Raw genomic sequence first — 25,708 nt, forward strand, 5'->3', positions numbered from 1 at the left:
TCCTATGAACCCACTAGTTGAAATCCGCCAGTTCGACCAAAGCATTTGGCTGGACTTTATCCGTCGTAAAATCCTCATTAACGGCGAGTTACAGAAGCTTATCCGCGAAGACTCGTTGCGGGGGGTAACTTCTAACCCCGCCATTTTTGAGAAAGCCATTGGCGGTAGCGACGACTACGACGCTGCGATTCGCTCGCTGGCCTTGCAAAACAAGACGACCGAAGAGATTTACACCTCCTTGGCCATTGCCGACGTGCAGCAGGCCTGCGATCTGTTTCGCCCGCTTTACGACAGCGCCGACAACTCCGGCGACGGCTACGTGAGCCTCGAGGTAGGCCCCGGCCTGATCAACGACACGGAAGGCACCATCGAAGAAGGCATGCGCTTCTGGAAAGCCGTCGACCGTCCGAACGTGATGATTAAGGTGCCGGCAACGTTGGAAGGCCTGCCGGCCATCCGGCGCCTCATCTCGGAAGGCATCAACGTAAACGTAACGCTGATTTTTGGTCTGGAACGCTATAAGCTTGTCGCTGAGGCGTTTATCGCCGGCATGGAAGACCGCGTAAAGGCCGGCCAGCCGATCGACAAAATCGCTTCCGTCGCTAGCTTCTTCCTCAGCCGCATCGACGTGCTGATTGATCCGAAGATAGAAAAGATCATTGCCGAAGGCGGCGAGAAAGCCGAAACGGCCAAATCGGTGCTGGGCGAAGTGGCCATTGCCAGTGCCAAGAAAGCCTATCAGATTTACAAAGAGATCTTTACGGGTCCGCGTTGGGAAGCGCTGAAAGCCAAAGGCGCCAACACGCAGCGTTTGCTGTGGGCCAGCACGGGCAACAAAAACCCTAAGTACGACGACCTGAAATACGTGGAGTCGCTGATCGGGCCGCACACGGTAAACACGATTCCGGTGGAAACGCTGGATATTTTCCGGGCCAAAGGCAAGCCTGCCGTGCGCCTCGAAGACGACCTTGAAAAGTCGGAGGAAGTGCTGCGCCGCCTGCCCGAACTCGGCCTGGATCTGGAAGCCTTAACCAACCAGCTCGAACTGGAAGGGGCCCAGAAATTCTCGGAGCCTTTCGCCAAGCTGATGGACTCGCTGGAGAAAAAGCGCCAGATCGCGTTTGGCGAAACGGTGATTCCGGCAGCATTGCAACTGGTTCAATATCAGGAAGATATAGAAGCTAAGCTGCAAGAGCTGAACCACAAGAACTTCACCCAGGGCTTCTGGCAAAAAGACGCCCCGCTGTGGACGCAGGATGCCGAAGCGCAACAAAGCATTCGCAGCTTTATGGGCTGGCTGCGCGTGGCCGAAACCATGGTGGAAGCCGTGCCGGCACTCGAGCAATTTGCCAACGACATCAAGGCCGCCGGCTTTAAGCATGTGGTAGTGATGGGCATGGGCGGCAGTACCATGGCCCCGATCGTGTTTGACAAGTCGTTCCAGCAAGGCGAAAATGGTCTGCCCATGTCCATTCTGGACACGACCGACCCCGGTACCGTACGCCAGATCGAAGAGTCGGTGCCGCTGGCCGACACGCTGTTCATTGTGGCCAGCAAATCGGGCACGACGGCCGAGCCGCTGGCGTTCGGCGACTATTTCTACGCCAAACTCAAGGAGGTGAAAGGCGACAAAGCCGGCGAGAACTTCGTGGCCATCACCGATCCGGGCTCCAAATTCGTGACTTCGGCCACGGAGCAAGGTTACCGACACATTTTCTTCAACTTCCCCGAAGTGGGCGGCCGTTTCTCGGCCCTGACGTACTTCGGCCTTGTGCCGGCCGCCCTGCTGGGCATCAACGTAGGCGAACTCCTGGAGCGCGCCATCCGGATGATGCGCGCCTGCGGTGCGTACGGTCCCGTTGACCAAAACCCCGGCGTAGAGCTAGGCGTAGTGCTTGGCGTGTTGGCCACGAAGGGCCGCGATAAGCTGACCTTCGTGGTGCCGGATTCGCTGAAAGACCTAGGCCTCTGGATGGAGCAGCTTTTGGCCGAAAGCACAGGCAAAGAAGGCAAAGGCATTCTGCCCGTAGCCGGCGAGCCGCTGGCCGATCTGAGCCTGTACGGCGACGACCGCGTGTTTGCGTACATCGGATATAAGAACGAGCCCGATACGCCTAACCTGGAAAAGCTGAAGGTGTTGGCCGATGCTGGGCACCCAGTGATCACCATTTTGATGGACGAGCCGCTGGACTTAGGCGCCGAGTTTTTCCGTTGGGAAGTAGCTACGGCGGTGGTAGGCGCGGTGCTTGGCATCAATCCTTTCGACCAGCCTAACGTGCAAGCCGCCAAAACGGCGACTGACCGCCTGATGAAAACGGTGGAACAGGAAGGCAAGCTGCCCCAGCCGCAAGCGGCGCTTTCCGAAAACGGGGTTGATTTCTATACGACTTCCACCGGCGACACAGCCGCCGGCCTGCTCGACGCTTTCTTCGCCCAGGCCAAGCCCGGCGATTACGTGTCCATTCAGGCTTATCTGACGGAAACGCCGGAGCTCAACGAGGCCATCGATCAGCTGCGGGCGGTGCTGCAACGTCGTCTGCACGTGGCTACTACGTTTGGGTACGGCCCGCGCTTCCTGCACTCGACCGGCCAGTACCACAAAGGCGGCCCCAACACGGGCTTGTTCCTGCAATTCACCGACGATAACGTAACCGACCTGCCGCTGCCCGGCCGTTCCTACACCTTCGGAACTTTCCAAAATGCTCAGGCTCAAGGTGATTTGGAAGCGCTCCAGAGCAACGACCGCCGCACCTTGCACGTGCATCTGGGTCACGACGTCAAGAAGGGACTCAAAACGATCCTGTCAGCCTTGCAGGCGCCCCAGATGGCGTAGATTTTAAGCAGAAACTAGTGTTCTTCCGGCCCTTTGGGACGATGTTTTCCGAGGGCCGGAAGAACCTGTTTTCGCCGCGATAAGCGGTGGCAACTTGCCGTGTGAGCATAATCGAAAGCATACGAAGCCTCTTGGTATGTGCTCGATAGCTATATTTTATATAAAACATAAGTAATTGATAATCAGATATTTATGTTTTAGATGAGATGAAAACTTAAGGCTGCAATACCCCGAATACCGTTCTGAATTTGTCGAGTACAACACGATTTCACCCGCCCCTTTTTCTACAACCCAGCACCCCAATATCCCGACTAAACCTACCCAAAATGAATTCTAGGAAACCCTTGATCGGTGCCTGCATGGCCGCTTTGAGTCTGGGCTTTGTGCAGAAATCCGAGCCTGCCCTAAAGGACGCGTTTAAAGGCGATTTCTACGTGGGCGCGGCGCTGAACAACGCCCAGATCAGCGGCCGCGATCCGCAGGCTGCTGACCTGATTAAGAAGCAGTTTAATACCATTAGCCCCGAAAATCTGCTCAAGTGGGAGGCAGTGCACCCGGGCCCTACGACATACAACTTCAAGCCCGCCGACGATTACGTAGCGTTCGGTCAGCAGAACAAGATGTTCATCGTGGGCCACACGCTGATGTGGCACCAACAGACGCCCAAGTGGGTGTTTGAAGACGAAACCGGCAAGCCCGCCAGCCGCGAAGTGCTGCTCAAGCGCCTCGAAGAGCACATCAATACGGTTGTGGGCCGCTACAAAGGCAAAATCAACGGCTGGGATGTGGTAAACGAGGCCATCGACGACCAGCAGGGCGGCCTGCGCAAAACCAAATGGCTGGAGATTCTGGGCGAAGATTTCGCGGCCAAGGCCTTCGAGTTTGCCCACAAAGCTGACCCGAAAGCCGAACTCTATTACAACGACTACAGCCTCTATCGCCCCGAAAAGCGCGAAGGCGTAATCAAGCTGGTTAAAAGCTTGCAGGCTAAAGGCGTGAAAGTCACGGCTATCGGCATGCAGGGCCATTACGGTCTGACGCGCCCCACCATCGAGCAAGTGGAGGCCAGCATCGTGGCGTTTGCGAAGCTGGGCGTGCACGTAAACTTCACGGAGCTGGACATCGACGTGCTGCCCAACCCCAGCAAACGGCAGGGCGCCGATATCGCCGACACCTTCGCCGCCGACGAGAAATACAACGTCTATACTACCGGCCTGCCCGATTCGGTGCAGCAAAAGCTTACCCAGCGCTACGCCGACCTGTTTGCGCTGTTCCACAAGCACCGCGATGTCATCGACCGCATCACGCTTTGGGGCGTCACCGACGCCAACTCTTGGCTGAACGATTGGCCCATCAAAGGCCGGACGAGCTACCCGCTGCTCTTCGACCGCAGCTACCAGCCAAAGCCTGCTTTCGAGGCAGTGATTCGGGCTGCGAAAAAGGATAAAATCTAAAATCTGAACCCCACCCACATGGTTTTGCTACGCGTCCGCCGACTGTTGCACAGGTCATATCTTCTGTCTTTTATTTTTATTATGTGCTTGACTGTAAGCTCTTTGCAGTCGGCTTGGGCAGTTGATGGCACTTCATACGTCTCGACGAAGCAGCAGAAAGGCAGCTTTGCCTTGGCGGCTGCGGGCAAGGTGGCGCCGCTCTACGCCAGCGCCGCCGATTGGCCGGGCGTGCTGCGGGCCGCGAAGGATTTGCAAGCCGATGTAAATCGCGTAACCAAACTCACGCCCACCCTCTCGACCGACAAAGCACCGACGGGCAAGGAAGTGGTGCTGATCGGAACCATCGGCAAAAGCCCGCTGATTGACCAATTGATCCGGGCCAAAAAGCTCGACGTATCGGGTGTGACGGGGAAATGGGAAGTATTTGTAAATCAGGTAGTTGAAAAACCGCTGCCCGGTGTAGAGCGGGCGTTGGTAATTGCGGGTAGCGACAAGCGCGGCACCATCTATGGCATTTATGACCTATCGCAGCAGATGGGCGTTTCGCCGTGGTATTGGTGGGCCGATGTGCCGGTGCCGCCACAAAAGTCGCTGTATGTAGCGGCGGGGCGACACACGCAGGGCGAACCGGCGGTGAAGTACCGCGGCATCTTCATCAACGACGAAGCACCGGCGCTCTCGGGCTGGTCCAAAGAGAAATTCGGTGGCGTCAATTCGAAGATGTACGTGCACATGTTCGAGCTGATTTTGCGCCTCAAGGGCAATTACTTGTGGCCGGCCATGTGGGGCAACGCATTCAGCGACGACGACCCGCAAAACCCGGCGCTGGCCGACGAATACGGCATCGTGATGGGCACCTCGCACCACGAGCCACTCACGCGGGCCCACGACGAGTGGCGCCGCTACGGCAAAGGCGGCGCCTGGAACTACCAGACCAACGCCGCTGCCTTGCAGGAATTTTGGCGCGGGGGCATGCAGCGCATGGGCACCCGGGAGAACGTGGTGAGCATCGGCATGCGCGGCGACGGCGACGAGCCCATGAGCCAGGAAAGCAACATTGCGCTGCTGGAAAAAATCGTAGCCGATCAGCGCCAGATCATTGCCGAGACCACCGGCAAGCCCGCCGACCAAACGCCCCAAATGTGGGCGCTCTACAAAGAGGTGCAGGACTATTACGACAAGGGCATGCGCGTGCCCGACGACGTGACGCTGCTGCTCTGCGACGACAACTGGGGCAACATCCGCAAGCTGCCCAAGCTCGGCGACAAACCCCGGAGTGGCGGCTACGGCATTTATTACCACTTCGACTACGTGGGTGGGCCGCGTAACTATAAATGGCTCAATACCAATCCGTTGCCGCGCATCTGGGAGCAAATGCACTTGGCCTATGAATATGGCGTCAAGCAAATTTGGGTGGTGAACGTGGGCGACCTGAAACCCATGGAATTGCCGATCAGCTTCTTCCTTGACTACGCCTGGAATCCCAACAAAATCGGGGCGGATCAGGTGGCTGCCTACACCCGGCAATGGGCCGCCCAGCAGTTTGGCGAAAAGCACGCCGTCGCTATTGCCGATATTCTGGCCAAGTACGCCAAGTACAACGCCCGCCGCAAGCCCGAATTGCTCGACGCCGATACCTACAGCCTGGCTACCGGCGAGTGGGCCACCGTCGTGGGCGAGTACCAACAATTGCTCGCGCGCGCCGAAGCCATCAACCAGCAGCTACCCGCCGCCAGCCGGGATGCCTATTTTGAGTTGGTGCTGCACCCGGTGCGGGCTTATGCCAACCTGAACGAGTTGTACTACACCGTCGCCCGCAATCGCGAGGCCGCTAAAGCCGGATCTTCTACGGCCAATGGGTTTGCCGATAAAGCCAAGGCATTGTTTGAAAAGGACGCGGACATCTCGCGCCAATACAACACACTGCTTGGCGGCAAATGGAACCACATGATGGACCAGATGCACATCGGGTACACCACTTGGCACGACGAGCCCGCCAACAAAATGCCGGCCGTGGTGACCCTGTCACCAGACAAAATCACGGCCGCTAGGGAGCCCTCTACTTCGGCGCCAACCGCCAATAATCAGTTCGTTTCCATTGAGGCAGAGCACTATACCCAAGCGGTGAACACCAGTGCCATCACTTGGCAGCGCCTGCCCGACTTGGGCCGCACAGCGGGCGCCGTCACGACGTTCCCGGTCACGGCGGCCCCAACGGCGGCCCCAAGCGGCACGAGTCCGCACCTCGAATACCGTCTTAAGCTTGCACAAGCTGGGCCCGTAACCGTGCAGGCTTATCTGGCCCCGACGCTAAACTTCACCAACGGCCAAGGGTTGCGGTACGCCGTGTCGTTTGATGACGAAGCGCCGCAAATTATCAACCTGCATACCGGTATGGTAGCCGACAACGGCAACCGACCGTGGGAAAAGGCGGTCGCGGACAACATCATCCTGCGCACCTCGCAGCACACATTGGCCAAACCCGGCGAACACGTGCTGAAGTTCTGGCGCGTGGATGCCGGCGTGGTGCTGGAGAAACTTGTAGTCGACCAAGGTGGCGTGAAGCCAAGCTATCTAGGCCCGCCCGAAAACTTTCCCAAAGCGACCGGTACCAAGGCTTCCACAACCGAGCCGAAGGGCAGCGTTGGAAAACGGTAACTTGTAATAGATTGAATTACAATGTGATGTAAAGGCCGGGAAAAAGTAGAAAGCTGGTATTTCGAAGCGTGGAACGAGCCGAACTACCTGGCTTTTTTCTCTGGCACAACCGCAAGGTGCTGTCGCGGTAACGATAAAAGACGCTGCGAAGGGCAACTACCGCTGCGAGGTGTACCAAACAGGCTACGGCTCAAACAATGCCTATACGGCATATTTGCGCCTGCCCCGACCGGCTTATTTGTCGCCTAAGCAAGTGCCTGATTTAGAAATGCTTACCAAAGACAAGCCAGTCATTAGCAAAACGGTGACCATCGGTGCCGGCGGTTTTAGCGAAAAATTCAACGTTCGCGAGAACGATGTGTTTTTGGTAAAGCTCAAAAAGATAACTTGAGCACTTCAAACGTTTGCGCTGGCTCCCTGCCTTAGGCAGACGCCCGTAATTCGATTCTGAAAATGGCAAACCACCGCGCCTCCATCACTGACATTGCCAAGGTTCTGGGCCTTTCGGTTTCTACCATTTCGCGGGCCTTGGCCGATCACCGCGACGTCAGCGAGGATACGAAGGCGCGGGTGCGGCAGGTAGCTAAAGATCTGAATTACAGACCCAATCATTTGGCTGCCGCCTTGCGCAAAGGGCGCAGCAATACGCTGGGCGTGTTGGTACCCTACATCACCGGCAACTTTTTTTCGGTAGTCGTCAACGGCATCGAAACGGCCGCTACCAAGGCGGGCCTGAACGTGATGATCTGCCAGTCGAATGAGAACGTGCTGCACGAGAAGCGCAATCTTGAAACCTTGCTCAACGCGCAAGTTGATGGTTTTCTGGTGTCGCTGGCCCGGACTACGCACAACCTCGACCATTTTGCCGGCATTCAGGAGTTGAATATCCCGCTGGTGTTTTTCGACCGCATCCTGGAAGGTTCTGACGTGAGCGCCGTTGTAGTCGATGACCGCTTGGGGGCGTATCAGGTAGTCAGGCATTTGATTGAACAAGGAAGCCGCCGAATCGCGCATTTTGCTGGTCCACAGCATCTTAACGTCTGGAAAAATCGTTTTCAAGGTTACTTAGATGCCCTCCGGGATTTTGGTCTGCCCTTCGACGATAGTTTGGTTTACCATTGCGACATGACCGAGCAGTCGGGGGTAGCAGGCACAAGGAAGTTTTTGCAAATGAGTCCTTTACCCGATGCCATCTTCGCCGCCGTCGATATAGTAGCCGTCGAAGCGATGCAAGTGTTGAAAGAGCATCGTATTCGCATTCCGGAGGAGATTGCGTTGGCCGGCTTTAGTAACGAAGCGTTCACGATGTTTACCGAGCCCCGCCTGACTTCCGTCGATCAGTGCGGCGAGCAGATGGGCCAGCAGGCCGTACAGATGATGCAGGAGATGCTCGCTAGCCACAGTGGCCATTTCATACCGCGCCGGGTAGTGCTGAGTCCTAAGCTCAAAATCCGGGATTCTACCCTGCGGCACTCGTCGTTGTTAATTGATTGAGTGTACAAGAGTTAGCTTTACTAAGCGGCAAAGTTCAATCAGTGCTTGTTGCCTAGAGTTGAACCCGACGCAAGTGCTTACTGTTGTCAAGCACAACAATAGACAAAGGCGCTGCGTTGGCATTGTTCAATTTAGAACCTTGCCTAAATAGGGCAGAAGCGAGTATAAAATGCGTTTGGCTATTAATAATATTTTAATAAAATAACATAAAATAAGTATTTGATATATAGATAGTTATGCTTATTAGTAATGGTACTTTACTAGTATTGTCTTTTTGGTCAGGTTATTGATATTATGCCAAGAAATTACAATCATCTATATTAGCTGCGTTCTATTGCCCTGCCACCGTCCTATTGCCTCTGCTCTACATCTTTTCACCAATGCAACTGCATGCCCTTATTGAAACAAACGGGATTTCCATCGCATATGACCAAGTTAACGATTGGATATACGCCGACTGGAAGGGGGAACACGACCAAGAATCTTCGCAGATCGCCTGTGAGCTGATGCTGCAGTGCCTTCGCACGAAGCCTTGTTCGAAAATCCTCAACGATAATTCGAGCATCACTATTACGCACGCTCACACCACGCCTTGGGGGCCCGACTGGCTGGATGCCATGCTAAAGTCGGGCTTAGAGTTTCTGGCGTGGGTGTACCCGCTCGAATATGGTGCTCGTGAAGAAACGGAGCTAGCCCTGCGCTTTGTCACGCGTCCCACCATTGCCACATTCGATGACATTGCCTCAGCGTGCATCTGGCTGGAAAAACGCAAGCCATTTGTGCCGGAACAGCATTTCGTCGACCACGACTTTATGCCGCCCGTCGTCCGTAAAGGACCCGCTCTGCGAAATAAGTTTACGCATCGGGGTTCGGATCAGTCCTGATTACGCAGTTGCTTATTAATAGCTGATCGAAACGGGATTCTTAATTATTGTCTGGCAAATGCTTGGCCTACCCCGCCGTGTTGCGCAAAGAAATTGAGGACGTGTAGCTGCAACTGCTGAAAGTCGTTGGTAGCCAGTTCCACGACAATTTCTTCCTGAAAACGAATGTTTTGGGTTGTGGTCAGCATGTAGCCTGATTCTTCCAGCCAGGCATACACATACAAAGGCGTACCGTCGGCGGCGGTGCAGGAATGGCGGTAGCGCACATCTTCACTGGGTACATAAGCCCAGCGTTGTGGAAAAGTGAATGCGTCCAATGGTTTTGTGGGCTGCACAGGACTGAACCCCAAGGATTTGAGGTAACTGTCTTTTAAGGCCGGGAAAAGAGCATAAGCCCTTCTCGGCGCCGCAACGGGGGCTGACGGGGTGGCAACCATATAGGGGACTGTCAAGAGTGGACGGGGCCTTCCGCTTCTATTGCCCTGTCAGGTCATAGCGCGTTGGGTAAAGCAATACTATTCATTATCTAAGCTGCCAACAAGGTGTAAGTCTTTGATTGTGTGACTGCTTATCAATGGATTGGGTTTGCAGGAATATATTTATAAATAATTGATATACAGTAGTTTATGAATATAAACTTAATTCTGGGCAATGTGTTTCTGTGACTTGTTGTGCCTTCTGTTTTTAGCACTGTAAAGGCGAAAAATTATAATAATCCCGGCCTCAAACGTGATGAGTTTTTCTTTCGACCTTTGGTGGCCTGCCCCTAGCCAAGAACTACCTAGACAGAAGTATCTCAAGCGAGAAAGGAGAATGCATTAAGGGCATAAAAGGCCACTTTTATGCCCTTAACACCACTTTTTATGTAATGTATTTGCTTGTAGCTGTGTTGTAGCTTAACCAACATGGAAGCCCGAATCACTAGACGGATTCCTTTTGCTTGGCCGCCGTACGGGCAGGATATTCTGCGCAGATACGCACCCTTTTTATTTCGATTTCCCTTTACTTTTTAACTCTTCTCCCGCCATGTTAGAAATGATGGTGACCAAGAAAATTGGTCGTAAAAGTTATCACATCAATGCCACCGGTACGGACTTGCATGAACTCCTGACGGAACACGAAAAACTGAGCTTTCAGGACGTGCTGGCCTGTGGCCTATGTGGTTCCGACAACCTCACGCTGACCAGTCGCACGGCGCAGAACAAGTTTAAATACTGCGACGTGAAGTGCCTCGATTGCCGGGGCTCGGTTACGTTCGGCAAGCGCCAAGACGATGACAAAACCTACTTCCTGCGCAAAAAGGAAGGCGGCAAACCCGGTGAATTGGATTGGCAAGCCTTCAATCCTAACGCGACCCAAGAATAGATTACCGTCATTTAACGTACCGCCCGGCTTTTAGTCGGGCGGTTTTCGTTAGCGGTTTCGCTGCTTAAAAAGTTGCCGCAGATTCGGGGCAATAAAGGGCAGCGTCCAGCAAGGAGGGCACTATGGGCGGGCTGAATCCCGAGCCGTTTTCCTGCATATATTGGCGCACTGCTTCGTTGGCATGGCACAGCACCATCGTAATGTTCAGCTCCTGAAACGTATCGAAGTACGTCAGCAGCACTTCGCAGACCTCGTCGGGCAGCATCTCAACTAGGCTACAATCCACCCAAACGCACTTCTTCCCGCTCAGGCTGGCGCCATGCAGAGCGCGCCTTATTTCTTCAGCGTGGTTGGCTCGCTTGTCGGGTACGAGCACCAACAAATAGCTGTCGGGAAGAACGTCGTGGCAGACGGAAAACATGAAGTTGCAACAGATGATAGAGAGGTCGGGGCAAAATCAATTGCTTGATTTTAGCTAGGAGCGTTTCATAACGCTGGAAAGCAAAATGTACGAGGCCGCAGCTAGCCCCTCATCTACGTAGTAGGGAGCAAAGCGGACTTCCGGTTTTGCTTTTTATTGAAAAAACCATAAGGCCTTGTAAATTAGCAATTTACAAGGCCTTATGGTTTTGGGAATCTGTAAAACTCCGGAGAGCTAGGCCAAACGGAAGGTCGTGACTTTCTGCTGGGCCATGCGTTGGTCAATCAAGTCGTTGCTGGCCAAGTAGATTGTGGCGTATCCTTGGGGTACTTCGGCGTAGCGCATGGTTACCTGCTTGCCGTGCCACCATTCATTTTTGGTTTGCTTGGGCTGTTTGCCAGGGCCGTATTGGCTGGTAAGCAAATCATGGATGGCTTTGCAGTTTTCGTCGCCCATCGCCCGTAACTGAATGTAGCACAGCTTGTTCTTGTAGAAACCGTAGCTGATCCCTGTGAGTTTGAGGTTGCCGATGCGCAGGTTATCGGTAGTGCGGCTGTAATACTGCGTTTCGCTTTCGGCATCGGCACTTTCGGGCCGCAGGTTGCGAAACGTGCTGATGTCGGCGCCAAAAGTTGCATCTCCGAAGCCGTTTTTGCGGTCGAGGGCCTGCACCGAAGCCGTAGCGCCTTGCGCGGGATGGGGGCCACTTCCTATTTTCGCTTGGCTCGCCTGCATCGACAAAGCAAGCAGTGCAAGAAGTGCAACTAGATTTTTCATCGGAATAGAATAGTGTGGAAAACTACTCATAGTTGCTGAAAAAACCTGATGTAAAGTCGGTTTTGTTCACAGCAGGATCGGCATTATGTAAACGCTAAAAGATTGGTTTAGTATGTAGTTAGCGCTTTTTAATGTGGCCGCTGCTTATCGGATGTTTTTCCTGTGCTATTTACTGGCAACGGCCTCCATCGTCCCAACGCCATCGACGATGGTTGTTTGGTACGTTTCGAGCTTTAGGCCAAGCTGCTCCTGATAAGCAGCGGTCATCTGTTGCACAAACTGATCCACCTGATCCACGGCGACCAAATTGATGGTGCAGCCGCCAAAACCGCCGCCCATCATGCGTGCTCCGTACACGCCGGGCAAGCTGTGGGCAGCTTCTACCAATATGTCCAACTCGCGACAGCTAACTTGGTACTGATCGCGCAAGCCGGCATGGGAGGCGTACATCTGCTGGCCAAAGTCAGCCAAATCACCAGCAAGCAGAGCCCGACAGGCAACGTCTACGCGCTCGTTTTCCTGTACCACGTACAAGCAGCGCTGGTACACGACATCACCCATTTCAGCTTGGTGGGCCTGTAGCAGTGCGGCCGTGGCATCGCGTAGGCTTTGCACCTGCGGATAATGCTTTTGAAGCACCGCCACGCCGTGTTCGCACTCTTGGCGGCGCGTGTTGTATTCGGAGCTGGCCAGCGAGTGCTTTACGCCAGAGTTGCACAACACAATGCGCGTGGTGGAAGTGTCGAAAGGGAAATACTCGTACTCCAAGGAGCGGCAGTCGAGGCGCACAACTTGCCCGGCGCGGCCAAACAAACTAGCGAACTGGTCCATTAGGCCCGACTTTACGCCCGCGTATTCGTGTTCGGCCTTTTGCCCCATGTGGGCCAGTGTCATGCGATCCAAGTTGGTGTGCATCAGCTGGTTCAGTGCGAAAGCCAAGCCGCATTCTACCGCTGCCGACGATGACATGCCTGCCCCAATGGGTACCGTGCCGCCAAACACACAGTCGAAACCCGGTACTGTAAGGCCGCGCTGCTGAAACTGCGCCACGACCCCCAGCAAGTAATTGGCCCACTGCGTATCCGTGCGGTGCACATCCGCAACGGGCAACGACAGGGCCTCCTGTAAATCGCTGGAATACAAATTGATATCGGTGGTGTTGTTGAGGGCCACCGCAAAATAGATCTCTTTATCGACCGCCGCTGGCAGCACAAAACCTTGATTATAGTCGGTGTGCTCGCCGATTAAGTTAACCCGGCCGGGTGCGCGCACCACCAGAGGAGTTGAGCCAAAGTGTTGGCGGAAAGTTGCAGCAACGGCTTGGGATAACATGCTGGTTATGTGATATTTATGAAAAATGCAAGAAAGCCAATAGTAAATCGCCGCAATCAGCGGCCGACAAATATGGCTTTTTACTCATCGGTTTCTAGCGTTTCGCCCGCATTTTCACCTGCCAATCCTGCACAGTTGAGCTACCGCCTAAGGCCTATAACAAAGCACAATACAGAAAATCTAAAGAATGCAATGCTCCCTCTTTTATAAAATTTATAAGAGAAGTACTACAAAGTGTGATGACAGATTTCTCACAGGTCTGGCATGATCTTGGCGCAAAACTACATGCGAGAAAAGAAGTATCTGTACGCATAAAGTTCGCATAACCTGTGGGTTAGCAAAGGTTTGGTACTTTGTGAGTATATATTCTTACTTTTCTTAGGATCGATTGCAAGCGCTTGTAAACGTGATTTGCAAGCGTTTACCTTTGTAAAAAAGTTATACTTCGCAACGGATCATTTGTGCGGCGAAGTAGTAGATCTAAACAATAAGAATAGGAAGCCTACCCGCCCCGCCTCTGTTTCGCCTTTTGTTTTTCACTCTACCTTAAGTCAGGGATTCTGCTTCTCACTTAAGTTGATTGCTTCCATTACGTTATCGGTTTGCCAAGCTGCCCTTACGGCTTAGGCTGGCTGGTTTGAGGGAATGAAGCTGGCCAGTTCGGCCGCTTACTCGCTCGGCTCGTTTCGGAATTCCCTCCTCGCATTCGCCCATTCCCACCCGTATTTAACTGCTGTGTCCTTCGACTTAGAACCCGGAGCCTTTTCGGCTTTCAGCACGGATTTACTGGCTGATTGCCAAGGCCAAACACCCAGCGATACCGCTGCGGTTGCCAACATCGCCCCGCCTGTGTCGGCGCAACCGGTCACGACGTATGCTAACATTGTGCTGCCCGGCGACTTTCCTGACCCGACCGTTACCAAAATCGGGGATACGTATTGGGCCAGCGCCACCTCGGCGGAGTGGGGCTCGATTTTCCCTCTGTTCAAATCAACTAACCTCGTTACTTGGGAGTTAGTAAGCCACGTTTTCCCGGATAGCATGCCGGAGTGGGCCGAAGCCAGCTTCTGGGCTCCCGAAATCAGCTACGAAAACGGCAAAACTTATATCTGCTACACGGCCCGCCAAAAAAATGGTCCGCTGTGCGTAGCTATCGCCAGCGCCGACGATCCGGCTGGGCCTTACACCGACCACGGCCCCCTGATTGGCCAATGCAACGGCTCCATCGACGGGTTTCCGGTGCGCGACGAACACGGCGAGTTGTACATGGTCTGGAAGGAAGATGGTAACGCCTACGGCGAGCCTACACCCATCTGGGCCCAGCGCCTGAACGAAGAGCGTACGGCTTTGCTGGGTGAGCAAGTCGAGCTTTTCCGCAACGATGCCAAGTGGGAAGGGAACTTGGTAGAGGGATCGGCCATTGTGCGCCACGAGGGCTATTTCTACATGTTCTACGCGGGCAATGGCTGTTGCGGCAGCGGCTGCACATATGCTACTGGCGTGGCCCGCTCGCGTAGCTTGCTCGGCCCGTGGGAGAAAAACGAGCAGAACCCGATCCTGACCAAAAACAAAACCTGGAACTGTCCTGGTCACGGCACCGTAGCCGAATACAACGGCCGGTGGTTTTTGCTGCACCACGCGTATCATGCTAGCAGTCATGAGTTTGTGGGGCGGCAAGGTATTTTGAGTGAGTTTATTTGGAATGAGCAGGGCTGGCCCGAATTTGAAGGGAACAGCCCGCAGGCCGCGCCGCTGCAAAACGTGGGCGTGTTGAATGTAACCGACAACTTCACCGGCAACAAACTGGCTGGTACGTGGCAATGGCCCATCTGCAAGCAGCCGGTAGCCAGCGTAAGCGACGGGCAACTACTGCTGAATGCTTGCCCCGAAAACTTGGGCGCCATGGTAGCGCAGCGGACGTATGCTGCAACGTACAAAACCACGGCTACCCTCGATTTTGGCGCCTTGCCGGCTCATACCTTTGCCGGTCTCGCCGCCGTCGGTGATCCTCAAAATGCCTTGGCCCTGATGGCTGGCGACGGCATGTTGCAGCTGTGGTCGGTAAAAGCAGGCCAAACCCAATGCTTAATCAAGGTGTCGGTAGAAGAGTGCAAAAGCCTGGGTTTGCGGTTTGAGGCCTGGGGCGGACAGCGCTACCGGTTTTCGTACTGCACCAACGGTGTTACGTGGCAAGCCATGCCCATGAACAGCTTCGCCCTCAACGGCACTTACCTGCCGCCCTGGGATCGGGGCATTCGGGTCGGGTTGCTGGCCCAAGGACCAGAAACGGCTACGGTCGCCTTCAATGATTTTACGATTCGCAACCAACGCTAGCTTAGTTTAACGCCTTCAGCCACAAGCCCCCGGCAACTTCCTGTTTGCCGGGGGCTTGTGGTTTTTGCTTTGGGCTGCCTTGTCCATCGAGAGGGCACAGCCGAGTTTGGGCCAGCAACGTATGAGGAGTTTCCCGCCGCTGCCCATGAAGACCCTATCCACCCTCGTATTTTCTCTCGGGCTGTTTCTGCAACAGCCAAGTTCTCTGTCCGCTGCACCTGCTCGTACTACGTTTGCCTGGCAAACCAGCGCCGCCGAAACAGCTTACAACCAACTCGGCGATGACGCGGCCGCGGTGGTGCAACGCGCTTTGGGCCAGACCAACGACGCCGCCGCCATAGCCATACTGATAGGCGAGGGCGCCAAGCTACAGCAACGCGCCCAGCAATTGAAGCCCTCATACACTCAGTGGATTAGTACCCTCAAACCCGCTCAAGCCGAAGGCGTACGGCGACGGGTGCTGAGTGCTGGTTTCACTCGGTATTTTGGAACGCTGGACACGGACCCGCAGCTCAACAACCGCATCAAACAAAACCCCGACCTGAACAAGGCCATTCAGAACGTGATGAATACCCTGGGTATGGCGATGTAGTTATTATAAATATTTGATAATCAAATATTTATGAAAGCGTAATGGTTTTGCATTGCGCCAAAAAAGAAGGGGTTGAGCTAAGCTCAACCCCTTCTTGCAATTACAAGGCTCTGAGACGGTTAGCGCTCGATGGTGATGCGCTTGTTTTCGACTTTGCCATTGGTGATCAGGCGGCAGAAGTACACGCCGTTGGGCAGATCCTCACGGGTCAGTTGGAGGGTGTATTCGCGGCCGCTTTCCACTTCGGCATTGTAGAGCGTCGTCACCAGGCTGCCCACGCTATTGTAGAGGTACACCTGAGCCTTACCGCCCACTGCCGTATGGAAGTGAATAGTAGCCTGATTAGCCATCGGGTTCGGGTAGATTTCGAGCAGGTTGCTGGCTGCTTCCGGCTTGGCAGTGCCGCTCACCGACACCGATTGGCTGGTGCTGGCTGCTGTTAGCGTAGTAGCATTTATTACTTGTGCTACTGCCGCTGAGATGCTGCTGCCGAAGTTGCTGTCGCCGCCGTACTCTGCTGTAATCGTGTGCGTACCAATTGCTAGAGTAGTTGTAGTAAATACGGCTACGCCAGTGCTGGAGAGCGCGGGAGTCGCCAGGATGGTTGTGCCGTCCTTGAACGTAACCTTGCCAGTCGGAATAGTCTTACTAGAGTTGGCCACGGTGGCGGTGAAGGTTACCGACTTACCATAAGCAGCTGGGTTCAGCGACGAGGTTAAGGCAGTAGTGGTGGGAGTCAAGGTTGTTCCCGCGATGTAGGAAGCGCCATGTACTACCAAGTTACCACCGGCCAAAGTCTTTTCGACCGTCTTCGCGCCGTTCCATTCGCTGGCAAACCACATGCCGCCTCCGTTGGCCCAAACGGTTATCCCAACCAAGTCTGTGCTGCCCGGCTCGCCGTTGTCAGTCATCGTAACCTGCAACGTGTAGTTGCCACCGACGGGGGTAGGAGCTAACGGGTTGGTGATATCTTGGACGTTGGCTTTGCCATTGAATGTCGCCATGGACGGAGCCGTGGCCGTAGCCCCTGCCTGCACCGACAAGGACGTCATGGCATTGCCTTTGACCTGATACACGTGCTGAATGCCATCGGATTCGGTGCGCCGGAAAATCGTGTTGATGTTCCCTTGCAGGTTCGTGCCCGACTTGTTGTACTTAATGTTGTAGCCAAAGTGATTCTTGGTGCCAACATCACCGGCTTTCTCCCCACCCGATTTGGCCAGCGTAATGTAGCCGCCACCGGTTACGAAGTTGTCCAACGGCTTTGATACCGTGATGACCGCATCATCGCTTGCCGAGTTGCGCAGATAGTTGCCACCCACGATGAGCTGAACCGTGTACTGCTTAGAGTCCGCCGAACCCAAATCTGCCGTCCAGCTAGCTGTGGCCGTAGCCGTTTTGGTATCCCCCGAGGTGAGGTAAGCCAAAGTAGCCGGAATGGTTTTGTTGTCTTCTACGATGTAGAAGCTCAGGTTCGCCGTTTTGATATCGCCGGGGTTGGCATCATACGCCTTGTCGCCGAGAACTGCGGTAATATCCTGAACCGTGGCACGAAGCGTGAGCGCCGCTGTACTGGCACTCGTGGTAGCGGTAGAGCTATACATCGCCCCAGTGTAGGTCACGCGAGCGTCTTCCTGCTTCACAGTAAGGACACCTGGGAGGTATTTGAAGCTGTAATTGAACGACGTTAGCCCGCTGGGTACGATGCTGTAAGTACCCGGCGCAGCACTGCTGTTGATAGGCGTGTTCGTGCCGGTAGCAACAGTAGCAAACGTGAGCTTGCCACCCAAAGCAGTAGCTGCTTCATTGGGAGCAAATCCAGTGTATACGACCGCGAACTCGGGGTCAAGGTCGCTGTACTGGCGCTCTGCTGGATTGGCGGTAACCGTCAGTAATGCTTTGTCGATGGTCAGAGTAGCGGGTTTGCTGGTGCCTCCAACGTAATTGTCGTTGCCAAGGAACGTGGCGGTAACTGTGTAGCTGCCGGCTTTGGAAGGCGCGTCAGCTGTAGGGCCGTAGATAGTGCCGTCGTTAGCAGTGCCGGCATAACTCAGCGTTACGGCTGGAGTAAGCAGGTTGCCAGCGCCGCCCACCCCGCTGGCCGAGCCGCTACCGGTGCGCGCCGAACCGTTGTAGGTAAACGTGCCGCCCGTGGCCGTAACCGTAGGCGTTGCCTTGCCCACAGTCAGGGTACCGTTGACGTAACCAAGGTTGTAATTAGACAGCCCGCTACCTACAGCAGCACTAGGAACAATGGCGTAATCGGGACCTGGCGAAGCAACCGTGGCAGAAGCCATGGCCCCATCGCTGGTTAGGGTTGCGCTAGTTACCTTGTCTGAATTAGCTAAACTGCTGGTTGTGAACTCATTGCCGGTGAAGCTAAAGGTCTGACCGTAGGTTTTAACCTGATTCTTAGCCGTAATAGTCAGGTCTTTCTTCCCTACTGTCAGCGTGCCGTTGGCGTAGCTGATCGAGTAGTTGTCGAGACCGGTGCCGACTGCTGCACTGGGCACAATTGCGTAAGTGGGCCCTGGAGTGGCTGCGGTAGCAGTTGCCGCCGCACCGGTGCTGGTCAGCGTGACGCCTGTCACCGTGTTCTCTTTAACTAACCCTTTGGTTGAGAACTCCGTCGTGCCCAAGGCCAATACATCGCCGTACGTTTTGGTGCGATCGTTGGCCGTGATGGTCAACCCTTTAGGCGTGATGGTAAACGCCGCCGTATTGTACGTAATGGTGTAGTTGTTCAGGGCTGGCACCGCGTTCAGGGTAGCGGAGATGGTATAAGGCCCGCCTTTTACCGTTTCGCCTTGCACGCGGCTGTACGTAGCCGTAATGTGGTCAGCTGGCAGGAAGTCGGTGAGGACACCCGTTAGAATGGGGTCATCATCACCGTAGATTTTGCTTGCCACGGCTGGGCTTACGGAAGCTGTTTTCTTGCTAATGGTGAAGTCCGCGCCGTTGTAGTGCAAGTCGTAGTTCGGCCCGGCCGATACCGCATTCTGGTTAATCGCGTACAGACCCACATTCTCGCCACCAACGCGGTTTAGGCGGCCACTAAAGGCATCGGTGCCAAACAAGTTGCCACTGGTTACCTTGTAAGTAAACGTCTCGGGGTCACTGTCGCCGTAGATTTTGCTCTTGGCATCAGCCGTGATGGTGATAGGCCGCGCCGTGATGGTCAGGACGCCTTCGTGAGGTACTACCGTATAGTTGCCCAACGTAGATCCGGTCACCGAAGGCGCAATGGCGTAGCTTACTGTGGCGCTGGAAACTGGGCTGCTCTGGAGAGCGGTTGTGGTAGCAGCAAACACGAAGCTTTCGTTGTTTTTCTGGCCCGTAACGGTGCCTGTAAAGGTTGGGTTAGGTTCGCCATACACTCGGCTGGTGTTGGCAGCGGTTACTTCCAGCTGAGCCTTTGTAACTGTCAGTTTACCAGCAAGATATGTAATGTCGTAGTTGCTGGCTTTGAAACCGCCAGCGTTGGCAACGCTCGAAGGTGTGATCTCATATGTCGCTACGGCAGCCGTGGCGGCGGCTCCAGGGCTAACTAAGTTTACACTGCTGGGTACTTCGTTGTTTACCAGCCCTTTGGTTGAGAACTCCGTCGTGCCCAAGGCCAATACATCGCCGTACGTTTTGGTGCGGTCGTTGGCCGTGATAGTCAGCGGCGTTTGCTCAATGGTCAGGGTGCCTTTAGCAAAGCTGATGCTGTAGTTGGTAGAAGTCAGACCGCTTGGCGTTACGTCGTAGCGGCCCACGGCGCTGGTCGTTATGGCCGTCGTGGTGAACGTAAGCGCACCACCTAGCACGTCGGCGCTTTCCCCGTTGACAAAGGCGTCATAACTCACGCTAAAATCGGGATTCACTTGGCCGTAGAGCTTCTTCGAAGCCACGGTCGTGATCGTCAGCGGAGCGGGTCTCACCGTCAGCGTAGCACTTTGCTTGGTGACAGTGTAGTTGTTGAGTTTGCCGCTTGGGTCGCTCAGGCTGGCAGTGATGTCGTACGTTCTGACGCCCTTTATGGCCGGAGCGCCTTCGCTGTCGAAGCTGGCCGTAATGTTGTCGCCATTTTTGACGCCCATTACGGTGCCGCTAAAATCAGCGGGTAGCAGGGCTACGCCGTACACCTTTTCACGCGCGTTAGCCGTAACGTTCAGCTGGGCCTTGGTTACCGTTAGCTTGCCGGGGTTGTAGGCGATGGTATAGTTGCCAAGCCCCGAACCTTGGGCCGTGCCGGCCGAGATCGGATACTCTGACCCTAAAGTAGTTACGGCTGCACCTGCCGCGGCGCCTTCACTGCTGAGTACTACGCTCGTGACGGCATCGCTGTTCACTAAGCCCTCGGAGGTGAACTCGCTAGTGCCCAAGTTGAGCAAGTTGCCGTAGGTTTTCATGCGGTCGTTGGCTTTGATAGCCAAAGCTTTCGGATTGACCGTAAGCTTACCTTCGGCATACGTAATAGTGTAGTTCGATAAGCCCGATCCTTGGGCTTGCGAAGCAATGATGCTGTACTCATGACCAACACTTGTAACGCCCGCCGTAGCCACCGCGCCTGTGCTGGTTAGCGCTACGCTGGTTACTTGGTCGCCGTTAACCAACGCTCCGGCTGCGGGGCTGAATTCCGTCCCGACAAACGTGAGCGTTTCGCCGTAGATCTTGGCATTGTTGCCGGCCGTGATCAGAAGGTTGCGCTTGCTAACCGCCAGCTTACCAGCGACATATTGGATGTCGTAGTTGCCAAGGCCAGCGCCTGCTGCGGCGCTTGGCGTGATGGTATAGTCAGGGCCTGGGGAAGTATAAGAAGCCGTTGCCACAGCTCCGGCACTAACTAGGTTTACGGCCGTAACTGTGTTACCATTCAGCAAGGGGCTGGTCGTGAACTCGGTATTACCTAAGGCTAGCGCATCTCCGTAAACCTTCGTGCGGTCGTTGGCCGTGATGGTCAGTAAGGCTTTGGTAACGGTGAGTGCCTGGGCGTTGGCCTCCTCCTGTGCAAAGGTATAGTTGCCAAATTTTGCCGTTAAACCCGAGCCATTGATGGGGTATTTGCCCACTTCGCTGGTCGCCGTAGCTGGCGAAGCAAATTGCAGCACACCCGTAGTAGCAGACGTTACATCCTCGCCTTCTGCAAAACCAGATACGCTGCCGCCAAGAGTTCCGTTGGAGGTGGCACCGTAGCTGCGGCTGGCGGGCGTGGCTACGTATTTCAACAAAGCAGGCGCAATGCTTGCCGTCAAGTTGGTGGGCTGCACAAGCGTATAGTTGTCAGCCGCACTACCGGCAAGAGTGAGGCCCGTAACCGTCACGGCCTTGTTCGTGCCTACGTTCGGATCGGCAAAGGTGCCGGTTGCTCCAGTGGTGGATAGCACCACATCTGAGCCCACGGTGTTGGACAAGGATGCGTTCGTTGTATTGAGCGGGGCCGCTTTCTTACCGTCATAGACTTTCCCGACGGCGGTTAGGCCTGTTACCTGTAGCGTTCGGGCCGTGATGGTGAGCACACCGTTTACGGGCACTACCGAGTAGTTGCTTAGCGTGGCCCCGGTTACCGAAGGCATGATAGCGTAGCTTACTGTAGTGCTGGAAATTGGGCTCGTTTCGGTAGCGGAAGTGCTACCACCAACCGTGAATGATTCGCCGTTTTTCTGCCCGCTAAACGAGCCGGTGAAGGCGGGGTTATGATCACCGTAAATGCGGGTTTCATTTCGAGCAGTTACCCTGAGTTCGGCGGCCGTAATGGTCAGCGTGCCGTTGGTTGGGGTAACGTTGTAATTGGCTAATTTACTGCCACTTATGGCAGGCGTAATTACGTACGTGTTGCCAACAGGCGACTGCTTGTCAGCTGTGCTACTAGCCGTAGCGGTAAACGTGTCGCCATTTTGGGCGCCGCTGTAGGTAGCCCCAAAGATGGGGTTGGCCTCGCCGTATTCGCGGCTGGTTGAAAAGGCTTCCAGTGCCAGCTCGGCCGGGTTAACGGTGAGTTGGTTGTAGTTGTTGGTTACGCTGTAGTTAAATAAGCGATTGTCTGGGTCGCTTAGCGTAGCCGAAATGGGGTAGGGTCCACCAGCCACGGTAGCAGTTGGGGCCGCTCCGGTGCTAGTATAGCTGGCAATGCCGAGGTGGTCGTCGGCGACGTTGCCACTGAGATTGCCACTGAAGCTGCTTGCGGCAAAGGTTTCGCCATACTTCTTGCTTTGCGGGTCGGTAGTTACCGTGAGCGGAGCCTGACGGATGGTTAAGGTGCCGCTAGCCGAACCTGAGAAGTTCGGGTTCTCCAGTGTGGCTACCACAGCGTATCCACCAGATTTGTAGTCGGTAGGCGCAGTCAGTGAATTATTGTAGGTATAGATGAAATGGCTATCGCCAGTTGCGCCGGTTACTTGGGCAGAAACCGACCGTGCGGTGCCGTTGTAAATCTGGCTTAGCGTAGCAGCGTTCAACGTCACATCAGCCGAAGCTTTCCCAATTTTCAGGGTGCCGTTGACGCTGCTAATGGCGTTGTTGCCAGAGTCTACCAACTTATAGTTGGCATTGGTTAACGTGGCCACAACATCGTAATTGCCTGCATTAGTAGGAGTTACGCTGGCGTTGTTCTGGCTGTAAGTAACCAGGGCACCGGCTGCCGCCGGGCTTACCGTAGTGCGAACAGCCTTAGGCGAGCCAGTGTAAGTTTGTGCTAGGTCATCACTGTTTAGAGCAATCGTGGCTGGGGCTTGATTAATGACCAGCGTCCGCGTCACACTTGCAATGGGGCTCTTGCTGGTGGCATCCACCAACGTATAGTTGGGGTTCGTTAGAGTAGCCACTACCGTGTAAGTCCCGGCATTGCTGGGGGCGCTTTGTGCGCCGTTGTACGTGATCGTCACGCCACTTAGCCCCTGAGGTGCGGTAGTAGCCGTGACAGACTTGGTCGCTCCATCAAAGAGTACGTCCAAGCCGGACAAATCAATAGTAGCTGGTGCTGGGCTGATCGTAATGACAACGCTGCCATTCTGGTTTTTATAGTTCTTGCCGCCCGTAAATACCCAGTCTGCCGTACCACCCGGAACGTTGACAAACGTAGCTCCTAAGTCCAGCGAACTGCTTAGATCGGTGTTGTTTATGCCCTTGGCAGTGCCAGTTGCGCCATGAGGAGCCCCATTGTAGGGACCGCTGTAGCCGGCAACATCAACTCTTGCATCTGCTTTAGAAACGTTGATTTTAACCTCCGTATCGGCTGGGGTATTGTAATTGGCTACATCCGTTGGTACAAACTTTACCGAAAGCACCTGATCGCTACCGGCCTCGAGCACAGCGCCGGCGGCCGGACTATAGGTAAACGTGCCATCTACTCCGTTTGCCGAAGCTTTCAACTGCGTGCTACTCAGCGCGGTGCCATACACAATGTCGTCAGGAGTGCTCCACGTGACGGTTGGAGTGGCTTTCGTAACCATGATGCCGACCGTCTTGGTGACGCTAGCATAGTTGGTTGCATCGTTCGGCGTGAATGTCACCGACAACGTCTGGGAGTTGGTATTGGCGTTGAGAACGGTGCCGGCAGCAGGCGTGTACTCGAAGCTTCCTGCCACGGCAGCCGTAGCATTTAGCTGCGAATTGCCGAGCGCCGTGCCGTAGACAATACTCGTCGGATTATTCCAGGTAATAGAAGGCTGTACTTGATTGACTCTTAGGCCAGTAGAAGCATCGCTAGCGGGGTTGAAGTTCGTGTCGCCGCTGTATGAATAGGTGATGGCATACGCCGTAGATCTGGCCGCAAGCGCCGCCGTGCTGTAGGTGATGCTGAACTTCCCATCCGAACCTATAGTAGTCGGGGCGGAAACCGTGCCGTTGATCGAGGCCGTTACGGTGCCCGTAGGAATAAGTGTGCCCTTGCTTACTTGGCCCGTCAAGGTTACCGAAGAAGTTCCGTAAGCAATGGTCTGAGCACCAATAAGATCTGAGAAAGTCGGAGTGGCTTGTTGAATAACCAGAGTACCTTGCTGACTGCCAAGTGCAAGACCATTGCCATCAACCAGCTTATAATTGGCATTGGTTAGAGTAGCCGTAACACCGTAGCTGCCTGCTGTTTTAGGAGCGGTGACCGTGCCTCCGTTTTGGCTGTAGACCACTTGCACGCCGGCTGCCGCTGGGCTTGCTAGGGCGCCGACTGTCTTAGCTGAGCCATCGTAAAGTTGGGTCAGATCTGCGCTAGTTAAGGCAATGGTAGCCGGTGCCTGGTTTACCGTCAGTGTACCTGGCGAGTAAGTAATGCTGTAGTTGCTGGCCTTAAAAGTGCCCGCATCCGTAACTGCCGACGGGGTGATGGGATAAGTTGTTACGGGAGCTCCCGCGGCGGCACCGTTGCTGGTGAGCGTCACAGCACCTGCGCTTTCGCCGTTTACCATGCCACTGGCCGTGAACTCGGTGCCCGCAAACGTGAAGGTCTGGCCATAAGTCTTCAACTGATTACTAGCCGTTATGGTTAGCGGTTTCTGGGCTACTGTAAAGCTTTGGCTCACGGGTGTGGCCGCCGCGTAGTTGGTGTTGCCAGCTTGCGAAGCCGTCACTTTCACCGTGCCCGCACCCGTGATCGTGAGCTTACCCGTCGTGCCGTCGTAAGTTGCCGGACCGCTGGTCACGGCGAAGGTCACGTTCCCGCCTGGGGCGGTGGCGCTCAGGGCAAATGGGGTATCCCCGTAGGTTTTGTTGGCCAGGGCCAGGAAGGTAATGGCGTTGTCGGCCGGGTTGACCGTAAGATTGCCAGTCCCAGTGCTGCCGGCATAATTTGTTTCGCCTACAAAGTTTGCTGTTATAACTCCAGTATAAGCTGTTGCCGAAGCATTGATACCTGCAATACTTATATTTTGAAGAGTAGCTTGACCAGTAGTAGCATCAGTTATAGCAGCGCCAACACTGTTGTTATTAAGCTTGAAAGAAATCGTCTTCCCGCCCACAGGGTTTCCCCCGGAGGTCAGAGTTGCAGATAATGTTGTCGTTCCTCCATATGTGCCCGAAGCAGCACCTACTGCAAGACTAGTTGCATTACTGGAAGAGGTAACCGTTAGAGTACCCGTTGCAGACTTATTATCTGTGGAAAGTCCAGTACCAGTATTCGTTCCTTTAACACTAAAGCTATAAGAATTTATAGGTGTACTCGCACTGGTAATTATTGTAAGAGTAGAAGTTGCCTCTGAGGGATTTGATGATGCAAGACTTAAGGTTGAGGGGCTGAATGAAGAATTGACTCCAGTAGGCAAGCCAGAAATGGTAAGATTATAGTTCTCAGCCCCCCCTCCCGTTTTGGTGAGCTTAACATCATACTTCAGTGTTGTGGAAGCACCAAAACTACCAGATGAAGGTGAGCCCGTTTGTAATTGCACGCTCACGGTACTCAAAAGTCCATCGGTAAACACAGTTGTAGCCTTGGCACCAGTTTGTTGCCCGACAGCAGTTACAGTAAACTTGACCCCCAAATGCCGCTGTTCAATGGCATAATCAATCTGCCAAGTGCCGTCAGCGTCCACAGCTACGTCATAGATGTGATAGTCGGGATAGTCGGGATCTTCTTTGAACTCGACGTGAACC

At 54.6% G+C, this 25,708-nt stretch carries 14 protein-coding genes; 9 read left to right on the top strand and 5 right to left on the bottom strand.

Annotated features, from left to right (window positions below; genetic code table 11):
- The first annotated feature begins 4 nt into the window (after window positions 1–4).
- The 6 genes from H9I52_RS22125 to H9I52_RS22150 all read left to right on the top strand — a co-directional run bounded on the left by H9I52_RS22125 (window position 5) and on the right by H9I52_RS22150 (window position 9,323).
- Complete coding sequence (locus tag H9I52_RS22125) at window positions 5–2,833, top strand: bifunctional transaldolase/phosoglucose isomerase (protein ID WP_187455683.1); 2,829 nt, start codon at window positions 5–7, stop codon at window positions 2,831–2,833.
- A 326-nt stretch (window positions 2,834–3,159) separates the two neighbouring features.
- The gene (locus H9I52_RS22130) at window positions 3,160–4,287 is read left to right on the top strand and encodes an endo-1,4-beta-xylanase (RefSeq protein WP_187455684.1); all 1,128 of its coding nucleotides are present in this window, start codon (window positions 3,160–3,162) and stop codon (window positions 4,285–4,287) included.
- An 81-nt stretch (window positions 4,288–4,368) separates the two neighbouring features.
- Entirely contained in the window at window positions 4,369–6,945 is a 2,577-nt protein-coding gene (locus H9I52_RS22135; RefSeq protein WP_262386190.1) for a glycosyl hydrolase 115 family protein, read from the top strand.
- A gap of 214 nt (window positions 6,946–7,159) precedes the next feature.
- Window positions 7,160–7,336 (top strand): hypothetical protein, encoded by a 177-nt coding sequence (locus tag H9I52_RS22140; RefSeq protein ID WP_187455686.1) that lies wholly within the window; start codon window positions 7,160–7,162, stop codon window positions 7,334–7,336.
- Window positions 7,337–7,398: 62 nt separating this feature from the next.
- Window positions 7,399–8,439 carry a LacI family DNA-binding transcriptional regulator gene (locus H9I52_RS22145; protein WP_187455687.1) on the top strand — a complete coding sequence of 347 codons (1,041 nt, stop codon included), beginning with the start codon at window positions 7,399–7,401 and terminating at the stop codon, window positions 8,437–8,439.
- Between the two features lie 380 nt (window positions 8,440–8,819).
- A complete protein-coding gene (locus H9I52_RS22150; protein WP_222940610.1) occupies window positions 8,820–9,323 on the top strand; it encodes a hypothetical protein in 504 nt (167 codons plus the stop codon).
- Window positions 9,324–9,367: 44 nt separating this feature from the next.
- Here the strand turns inward: H9I52_RS22150 and H9I52_RS22155 are convergent, their stop codons facing one another.
- Window positions 9,368–9,640, bottom strand: a complete 273-nt coding sequence (locus tag H9I52_RS22155) for a hypothetical protein (RefSeq protein WP_187455688.1) — start codon at window positions 9,638–9,640, stop codon at window positions 9,368–9,370.
- A gap of 709 nt (window positions 9,641–10,349) precedes the next feature.
- Here H9I52_RS22155 and H9I52_RS22160 point away from each other — a divergent pair.
- Window positions 10,350–10,688 carry a hypothetical protein gene (locus tag H9I52_RS22160; RefSeq protein WP_139515465.1) on the top strand — a complete coding sequence of 113 codons (339 nt, stop codon included), beginning with the start codon at window positions 10,350–10,352 and terminating at the stop codon, window positions 10,686–10,688.
- Between the two features lie 64 nt (window positions 10,689–10,752).
- Here the strand turns inward: H9I52_RS22160 and H9I52_RS22165 are convergent, their stop codons facing one another.
- The 3 genes from H9I52_RS22165 to galK all read right to left on the bottom strand — a co-directional run bounded on the left by H9I52_RS22165 (window position 10,753) and on the right by galK (window position 13,218).
- Window positions 10,753–11,109: a hypothetical protein gene (locus H9I52_RS22165; protein ID WP_187455689.1), complete on the bottom strand. Its 357-nt coding sequence runs from the start codon at window positions 11,107–11,109 to the stop codon at window positions 10,753–10,755.
- Between the two features lie 234 nt (window positions 11,110–11,343).
- On the bottom strand, window positions 11,344–11,886 hold the full coding sequence (locus H9I52_RS22170; protein WP_139515467.1) for a hypothetical protein: 543 nt from the start codon (window positions 11,884–11,886) through the stop codon (window positions 11,344–11,346).
- A gap of 165 nt (window positions 11,887–12,051) precedes the next feature.
- Window positions 12,052–13,218 (bottom strand): galactokinase, encoded by a 1,167-nt coding sequence (galK, locus tag H9I52_RS22175; RefSeq protein ID WP_187455690.1) that lies wholly within the window; start codon window positions 13,216–13,218, stop codon window positions 12,052–12,054.
- Window positions 13,219–13,953: 735 nt separating this feature from the next.
- Between galK and H9I52_RS22180 the strand changes: the two genes are divergently transcribed.
- Window positions 13,954–15,552 carry a family 43 glycosylhydrolase gene (locus tag H9I52_RS22180; RefSeq protein ID WP_316248071.1) on the top strand — a complete coding sequence of 533 codons (1,599 nt, stop codon included), beginning with the start codon at window positions 13,954–13,956 and terminating at the stop codon, window positions 15,550–15,552.
- Window positions 15,553–15,697: 145 nt separating this feature from the next.
- Complete coding sequence (locus H9I52_RS22185; RefSeq protein ID WP_187455691.1) at window positions 15,698–16,144, top strand: hypothetical protein; 447 nt, start codon at window positions 15,698–15,700, stop codon at window positions 16,142–16,144.
- 119 nt (window positions 16,145–16,263) lie between these two features.
- Here H9I52_RS22185 and H9I52_RS22190 read toward each other — a convergent pair whose 3' ends face one another.
- Window positions 16,264–24,774, bottom strand: coding sequence for an MBG domain-containing protein (locus H9I52_RS22190; protein WP_187455692.1), 8,511 nt, complete (start codon window positions 24,772–24,774; stop codon window positions 16,264–16,266).
- Between the last annotated feature and the right edge of the window lie 934 nt (window positions 24,775–25,708).

Origin of the sequence: Hymenobacter sp. BT491 (genome assembly GCF_014349165.1) — a bacterium.
In the GTDB taxonomy this organism is placed as follows: domain Bacteria; phylum Bacteroidota; class Bacteroidia; order Cytophagales; family Hymenobacteraceae; genus Hymenobacter; species Hymenobacter jejuensis.

Excerpts from the sequence above, each read along its gene's own strand:
- H9I52_RS22125 (WP_187455683.1), top strand. The coding sequence starts at position 5 with ATGAACCCACTAGTTGAAATCCGCCAGTTCGACCAAAGCATTTGGCTG.
- H9I52_RS22130 (WP_187455684.1), top strand. The coding sequence starts at position 3,160 with ATGAATTCTAGGAAACCCTTGATCGGTGCCTGCATGGCCGCTTTGAGT.
- H9I52_RS22135 (WP_262386190.1), top strand. The coding sequence starts at position 4,369 with ATGTGCTTGACTGTAAGCTCTTTGCAGTCGGCTTGGGCAGTTGATGGC.
- H9I52_RS22145 (WP_187455687.1), top strand. The coding sequence starts at position 7,399 with ATGGCAAACCACCGCGCCTCCATCACTGACATTGCCAAGGTTCTGGGC.
- H9I52_RS22150 (WP_222940610.1), top strand. The coding sequence starts at position 8,820 with ATGCAACTGCATGCCCTTATTGAAACAAACGGGATTTCCATCGCATAT.
- H9I52_RS22160 (WP_139515465.1), top strand. The coding sequence starts at position 10,350 with ATGTTAGAAATGATGGTGACCAAGAAAATTGGTCGTAAAAGTTATCAC.
- H9I52_RS22165 (WP_187455689.1), bottom strand. The coding sequence starts at position 11,109 with ATGTTTTCCGTCTGCCACGACGTTCTTCCCGACAGCTATTTGTTGGTG.
- H9I52_RS22170 (WP_139515467.1), bottom strand. The coding sequence starts at position 11,886 with ATGAAAAATCTAGTTGCACTTCTTGCACTGCTTGCTTTGTCGATGCAG.
- galK (WP_187455690.1), bottom strand. The coding sequence starts at position 13,218 with ATGTTATCCCAAGCCGTTGCTGCAACTTTCCGCCAACACTTTGGCTCA.
- H9I52_RS22185 (WP_187455691.1), top strand. The coding sequence starts at position 15,698 with ATGAAGACCCTATCCACCCTCGTATTTTCTCTCGGGCTGTTTCTGCAA.